This window comes from Clostridium sp. (assembly GCF_051654825.1).
Lineage (GTDB): Bacteria > Bacillota > Clostridia > Clostridiales > Clostridiaceae > Clostridium.
On sequence record NZ_JBOFYU010000124.1, the window covers coordinates 37962 to 44556 of the forward strand.

General features: G+C 28.5%; 5 protein-coding genes. All 5 read left to right on the forward strand.

Features of this window, described 5'->3' with window-relative positions:
* The first annotated feature begins 115 nt into the window (after positions 1–115).
* Entirely contained in the window at positions 116–1645 is a 1530-nt protein-coding gene (locus tag ACRDBA_RS07835) for a YifB family Mg chelatase-like AAA ATPase (RefSeq protein WP_438572367.1), read from the forward strand.
* 13 nt (positions 1646–1658) lie between these two features.
* Positions 1659–2714, forward strand: coding sequence for a DNA-processing protein DprA (gene dprA, locus ACRDBA_RS07840; RefSeq protein WP_438572368.1), 1056 nt, complete (start codon positions 1659–1661; stop codon positions 2712–2714).
* 45 nt (positions 2715–2759) lie between these two features.
* Positions 2760–4874: a type I DNA topoisomerase gene (topA, locus tag ACRDBA_RS07845; protein WP_438572369.1), complete on the forward strand. Its 2115-nt coding sequence runs from the start codon at positions 2760–2762 to the stop codon at positions 4872–4874.
* Between the two features lie 182 nt (positions 4875–5056).
* Positions 5057–5833: a GTP-sensing pleiotropic transcriptional regulator CodY gene (gene codY / locus ACRDBA_RS07850; protein WP_438572370.1), complete on the forward strand. Its 777-nt coding sequence runs from the start codon at positions 5057–5059 to the stop codon at positions 5831–5833.
* 651 nt (positions 5834–6484) lie between these two features.
* A partial coding sequence (locus tag ACRDBA_RS07855) for a 30S ribosomal protein S2 (protein ID WP_368260081.1) occupies positions 6485–6595 on the forward strand: 111 nt, incomplete at its 3' end.

Sequence of the window (6595 nt, forward strand, 5' to 3'; positions counted from 1 at the left end):
ATAAAAAATAAACTTTATTATAAATATTGACATAATTAATTATAAATAAAAGGATTTTTATAAAAAGTGATTATTATATATTTATATTTGTCAATAATCTTAAGGGGTGATTTATATGTCAATAGAAATAATAAGTGCGACCCATAATGGATTAGACGGAATTTTAGTAAATGTAGAAGTAGATATAATTAAAGGCTTACCAAGTTTTTCAATAGTTGGCCTTGCAGATGCTTCAGTAAGAGAAGCTAAAGAAAGAGTTAGATCGGCAATAATAAATAGTGGTTATGAGTTTCCTTTAGGAAGAATCACTGTTAATTTGGCTCCAGCAGATAGAAGGAAAATTGGATCATTACTTGATTTACCAATTGCAATAGGGATATTAATGGCATCTAATCAAGTTAAGGCAAAGGATTTAAAAGATTTTGTTGTATTTGGAGAACTATCTCTAGGAGGAGAATTGAAGGCAGTTAAAGGAGCGTTGCCTATTATATTTGAGGGTGATAAAGAGAAAAAAATAAATTTTATTTTTCCTTTTGAAAATTTGACAGAAATTAGATGTTTTAATTTAGGTAATTTCTACCCATTTAAAACCTTAAAGCAAGTTATATCATTTATAAATAATAATGATTTACTTCCTTATGCAAATGAAGAAGAAGATTTGGTATATGATTCATATAGTGAATTTTTAGATTATGGAGAAATAGTAGGTCAAACTACTTCAAAAAGGGCTATGGAAATTGCAGCAGCAGGTAGACATAACATACTATTATACGGTTCGCCAGGAGCAGGGAAAACTATGCTTGCAAAGGCGTTACCTTCAATATTACCACCATTAACGGATGAAGAGAAAAAGGAAATTGCAAAAATATATAGTATTTCTGGTTTGTTTAAAAATTCAACTGGAGTAACAAGGCCATTTAGGACGCCACATCACACAATTACCAAAACAGCTTTAGCTGGAGGGGGAAAAGAGGTTGCGGCAGGAGAAATAACATTAGCTCACAATGGAATATTATTTTTAGATGAAATACTAGAATTTAAAAGAGATGTTTTAGAAATATTAAGGGAACCTTTGGAAGAAAAAGTAATAAATATTAACAGACTTAAAGGTAATTATAAATTACCATCGAATTTCTTATTAGTAGGATCATTTAATCCTTGTCCATGTGGATTGTATGTAGGTAATTTTGAAGAGGATAATTGTATTTGTACAGAAGCAGAAAGGCGAAAATATTTAAATAAACTATCTAGAGCTTTGTTAGATAGAATTGATTTATTGAATTTTGTTCCAAGACTACAATACGATGATATTGGTAAAAGGGAAAATGGTGTTAATTCCAAGGTTATGAGAGAAAGAGTTTTAAATGCAAGATTAATACAAAAGGAGAGATACAAGAATGTAGATTATAGTTATAACTCAGAAGTAAATGGAAATAACATTAGTGATTTATTTAATATAACTAAGGGTAGTATAAAGATGCTAGAAGTATATTATAATAAATTTAACCTTTCTATGAGGGGATATAATAAGATAATTAAAGTGGCTAGAACTATTGCTGATTTAGACCAATCTAAAGAAGTTCAAGGGCATCACGTTTTTGAAGCTATTGGATATAGAAAAAATGTTAATGGAGAAATAATATAAGGAGTAAAAAAATATGAAAAATTTTATTTTATGGTATATTATGTTGAAAATCAGCAATAAAAGTAAAGTTTATTTATTACAAAAGTATAAGAATGAAAAAAGTATATATAATAATATTGATGATATAAAGAATGGATTTATGTTGTCGATAAAGGAAAAAGAAGAGATTAAAAGTATTTCAAATGATGAGATAATTATTTTTGAAAAATACCTACAAAGAGAAGGAATAAAATATATTACTTTAAATTCTAGTGAGTATCCAGAAAGCTTAACAAAAATAGAGGAACCACCGTATGTACTTTTTTATAAAGGGGATTTAAGCTTAATACATAAAAGAGCTATTGGAATAGTGGGATCTAGAAATTGCACTAATTATGGAAGAGAAGTAACTAAAGTGATTACAAAGGAATTGTGTGAAAGTGATATTGTAGTAATAAGTGGAGTCGCAAGTGGTATAGATTCAGTTTCTCATAAGATAGCATTAGAAGAAGGTGGAAAAACTATAGGGGTACTAGGGTGTGGTATAAATATTGTTTATCCAAAAATAAATGCAAATTTATATAGGGAAATTATAAAAAACGGTCTTTTAATATCAGAGTTTATGCCTGACACAGCACCATTTGCTTATAATTTTCCAAGGAGAAATAGAATTATTAGTGGAATTAGTGAAGGGGTGATAGTTTCAGAGGCATCTTTGAAAAGTGGATCATTAATTACAGTTTCATACGCTTTAGATCAAGGGAAAAAGATAATGGCAGTACCTGGTTCTGTAATTCAAAGATATAGCATTGGATGTAATAAACTTATTAAAGATGGTGCAGAAGTTTTTACGGAACTTGAAGATTTGACGTTTTACTTTAATTTAAATAAAATATATAAAAAAAATAAGGGAATTAATTCAAATAAAGTGTTGTTGTTAAACCTAATTAGTAGGGAACCAATTCATTTAGATGATATTATAAAAAGTGTAAATGTTGACAGACAGGTATTGTTTGAGTTATTATTTGAAATGCAAAATAGAAATGAGATTATTTGCCTATCAGGCAATTATTATGCGAAATTATCATGAATTTAAGGGGGTGTAGACTCCAGAATAAAAGCTGGAGTTTTATATATGGGACAAAAACTTGTAATAGTCGAGTCACCGGCTAAAGCTAAAACTATTGGGAAGTATCTAGGGAAAAACTATATTGTAGAAGCATCAATGGGGCATGTAAGAGACTTGCCTAAAAGTAAATTAGGAGTAGATATAGAAGATAATTTTAATCCTAAATACATAACAATTAGAGGTAAAGGTGAATTATTAGATAAGTTAAAAAAAGCAGCAAAAAAAGCTGATAAAATATATCTTGCAACCGACCCCGATCGTGAAGGCGAAGCAATATCATGGCATTTAGCTAATATTTTAAAAATAGCTGAAGATGATAATTGTAGAATTGTTTTTAATGAAATAACTAAAACAGCAGTAAAATCTTCTATAAAGGAAGCAAGAACTATAAATCAAAATTTAGTTGATGCTCAACAAGCTAGAAGAATTTTAGACAGATTAGTTGGATATGAAATAAGTCCTATTTTATGGAAAAATGTAAAGTGGGGATTAAGTGCAGGTAGAGTACAATCAGCGGCATTAAAGTTAATTTGTGATAAGGAGCTTGAAGTTAAAGCTTTTATTCCAAAAGAATATTGGACTGTAGACTGTAAAATAAAAAAAGAAAGAAAAAAATTTGACATAAAATTATCGACTTACAAAGGAAAAAAAGTCGAATTAACATCAAAAGAAGAAGCTGATAAAATAATAGATGATTTAGAAAAAGGAGAATTTAGAGTCTCTAAGGTTAAAAAAGGTAAAAAAACTAGAAAGCCTTTAGCACCTTTTACAACAAGTACTCTTCAACAAGATGCATCTAAAAAGCTTAACTTTATGACTAAAAGAACAATGTCTATTGCTCAAGCACTTTATGAAGGTGTGGAAGTTAAAGGACATGGAACTGTAGGGTTAATTACTTATATGAGAACTGACTCTGTAAGAATTTCCGATGAAGCTCAAGGAAAGGCATTAGAATTTATAAAAGATAACTATGGAGATAAATATATACCATCTACTCCTAGAGTATATAAAGGTAAGAAAAATATTCAAGATGCCCATGAAGCAATAAGGCCATCGGTCGTAGAAATAACTCCAGAAGTTGCAAAAGGTTCATTAACTCCAGAACAATATAAATTATATTCATTAATTTGGAAGAGGTTCGTAGCTAGTCAAATGGAATCATGTGAGCTAAATACTAATAGCATAGAAATACTTAATGGTGATTATAAGTTAAGAGCAAGTGGTTCGACTATAGAATTTGATGGATTTATGAAATTATATGAGTATGCAACGGAAGAGGATGCGGAAGATGTTACTTTACCTAAGATAGAAGAAAATGAAATATTAGAACCAGCTTCTATAGAAGGAAGTCAACATTTCACTCAGCCACCAGCTAGATATACAGAAGCTTCTTTTGTAAAATTGCTTGAAGAAAAGGGAATAGGAAGACCAAGTACTTATGTTCCGACTATTTCAACATTATTAAGTAGGGATTATGTTAACAGAGAAAAGAAAAATCTAATACCTACAGAACTTGGGTTTATTGTGAATAATATTGTTAGTGAATACTTCAAACAAATTGTAGATGTTGACTTTACTGCTGATATGGAAAGAAATTTAGACCATATTGAAGAAGGTAGTGAAGAATGGAGAGGAGTAGTCGGTGAATTCTTTAAGCCATTACAGATTGCTATTGAAAAAGCAGAAAAAGAAATATCTAAAGTGGTTATAGAAGATAAGGTTAGTGATGTTCCTTGTGATAAATGTGGAAAGATGATGGTAATTAAACATGGACGATATGGAAACTTCTTGGCTTGTCCTGGATATCCAGAATGTAAAAACGCTAAACCAATAGTAGAGGAAATAGATACTCCTTGTCCTAAATGTGGGAAAAAGATAGTAGTTAAAAAGAGCAAAAAGGGTAAAAAATTCTTTGGTTGTTCTGGATATCCAGAATGTGATTTTGTAAGTTGGAATGAACCGGCAAAAGAAAAGTGTCCTGAATGTGGAGCTTACATGCTTCTAAAATATAGCAAAACAAAGGGGAATTATGCAGAATGTTCTAACTCAGAATGTAAGAACAAGATAGAAATTAAGACAGAAGAATCAGAAAATGAATCACAGAAACCAATTACAAATTAATAAAAATATAAATAAAACTTCTTGTTAAATAAAATGTCGAAAATCGTAAAAAATTTATTGAAAATAAATTTACTCTATGTTAGACTTATTAAGTAGTACAGATAGTTCGGAAAATTAAATTGATTGTGAATATTCTAAAAATAAGAATAATTATCATAGGTTTGAACAAGGAGGATGATTATATGTCATCATTATTAAATAAAACAAGAATGTTAAATAAAATTTTACAAAAATCTGGAACGGACCCGGTTGCGTTTGAAGATGTATGCTCATTATTAAGTGATGTTCTTTCTTGTAATGTTTATGTCGCTAGTAGAAGAGGAAAAATATTAGGACATACATTTTCAAAAAACTTTGAATGCGATGTAATGAGAAAACATGTAATAGGTGAAAAAAGATTTCCAACTGAATATAATGAAAGATTATTAAATGTACAAGACACTATTGCAAATTTAAATAATCAAGGATTATGTGTTTTCGATGGTGAAGGTGATTGCATGATGGAAGATAAAATCACTACAATTGTACCTATAATAGGAAATAGAGAAAGATTAGGAACTCTTATATTAGCAAGATTTGGACAAGAGTTTACTGATGAAGATTTAGTTATAGCTGAATATAGTGCAACAATAGTTGGAATGGAAGTTTTAAGAGCTAAACAAGATGAAATAGAAGAAGAAGCAAGAAAAAAAGCAGTGGTACAATTAGCAATAGGAACTTTATCATATTCAGAACTAGAAGCTGTTGAACATATTTTTGACGAATTAGATGGAAGTGAAGGATTATTAGTTGCATCTAAAATAGCAGATAAAGTTGGAATAACTAGAAGTGTAATAGTAAATGCATTAAGAAAGTTTGAAAGTGCTGGAGTAATTGAGTCAAGATCTCTTGGAATGAAGGGAACTCATATTAAAATTTTAAATGAAAAATTACTAGACGAATTAAAAAAGATTAAATAAATGTAAAATTGTACACAATATATTCTATAAGGATATATTGTGTATTTTTTTTGTTTTAATTTTATAAGTAAGTTTATATAAAATTTAATTGTTCAAATTACGGGCAAGTTATAATTGCACGTATAAAATAGATTTAATATGAGAGATATAATTTTTATATAAAACGAGATTTGAATTTAAAAGATGATTAAGTTATTTAATAATACTAAAAATACGTCAAAGAGTATTTTGATTAGAATTAAAAGTAGTTCAGAAGTTGTTTTATTAATGTAATAAATAAAACATGTTGAAATATGAGAAAAAGAGTAGGATATATTTGTGAAAATATGTTTTTTATTTTCAATATATATATGAGATTAATATATTCTTGTTGAATAATGATTTAATATAAATTAATACATAATATAAAAAAGATAAATGTTTTTAAAATCAATATTATAATGAAGTATTTTTAAAAAAATTAAAATATTGCAAATAAAAATATAAAAATAAGTAAGAAAAAAATATAAAAAAATGTTGCTAGGATAATAACCTTATGTTATACTAACCTAGGTAAATAAATACACACATTATCTTGTGTGAAAAGATGGTGCCTTTAATAGGAAACTTTTTGCGATAAAGATAGTGGAGGAAAAACCAGGAGGTAACAAAATGTCAGTAATATCAATGAAACAATTATTAGAAGCAGGTGTACACTTTGGTCACCAAACTAGAAGATGGAACCCTAAGATGGCTCCTTATATATTCACTGAAAGAAACGGA

Excerpts from the sequence above, each read along its gene's own strand:
- dprA (WP_438572368.1), top strand. The coding sequence starts at position 1,659 with ATGAAAAATTTTATTTTATGGTATATTATGTTGAAAATCAGCAATAAA.
- ACRDBA_RS07835 (WP_438572367.1), top strand. The coding sequence starts at position 116 with ATGTCAATAGAAATAATAAGTGCGACCCATAATGGATTAGACGGAATT.
- codY (WP_438572370.1), top strand. The coding sequence starts at position 5,057 with ATGTCATCATTATTAAATAAAACAAGAATGTTAAATAAAATTTTACAA.
- topA (WP_438572369.1), top strand. The coding sequence starts at position 2,760 with ATGGGACAAAAACTTGTAATAGTCGAGTCACCGGCTAAAGCTAAAACT.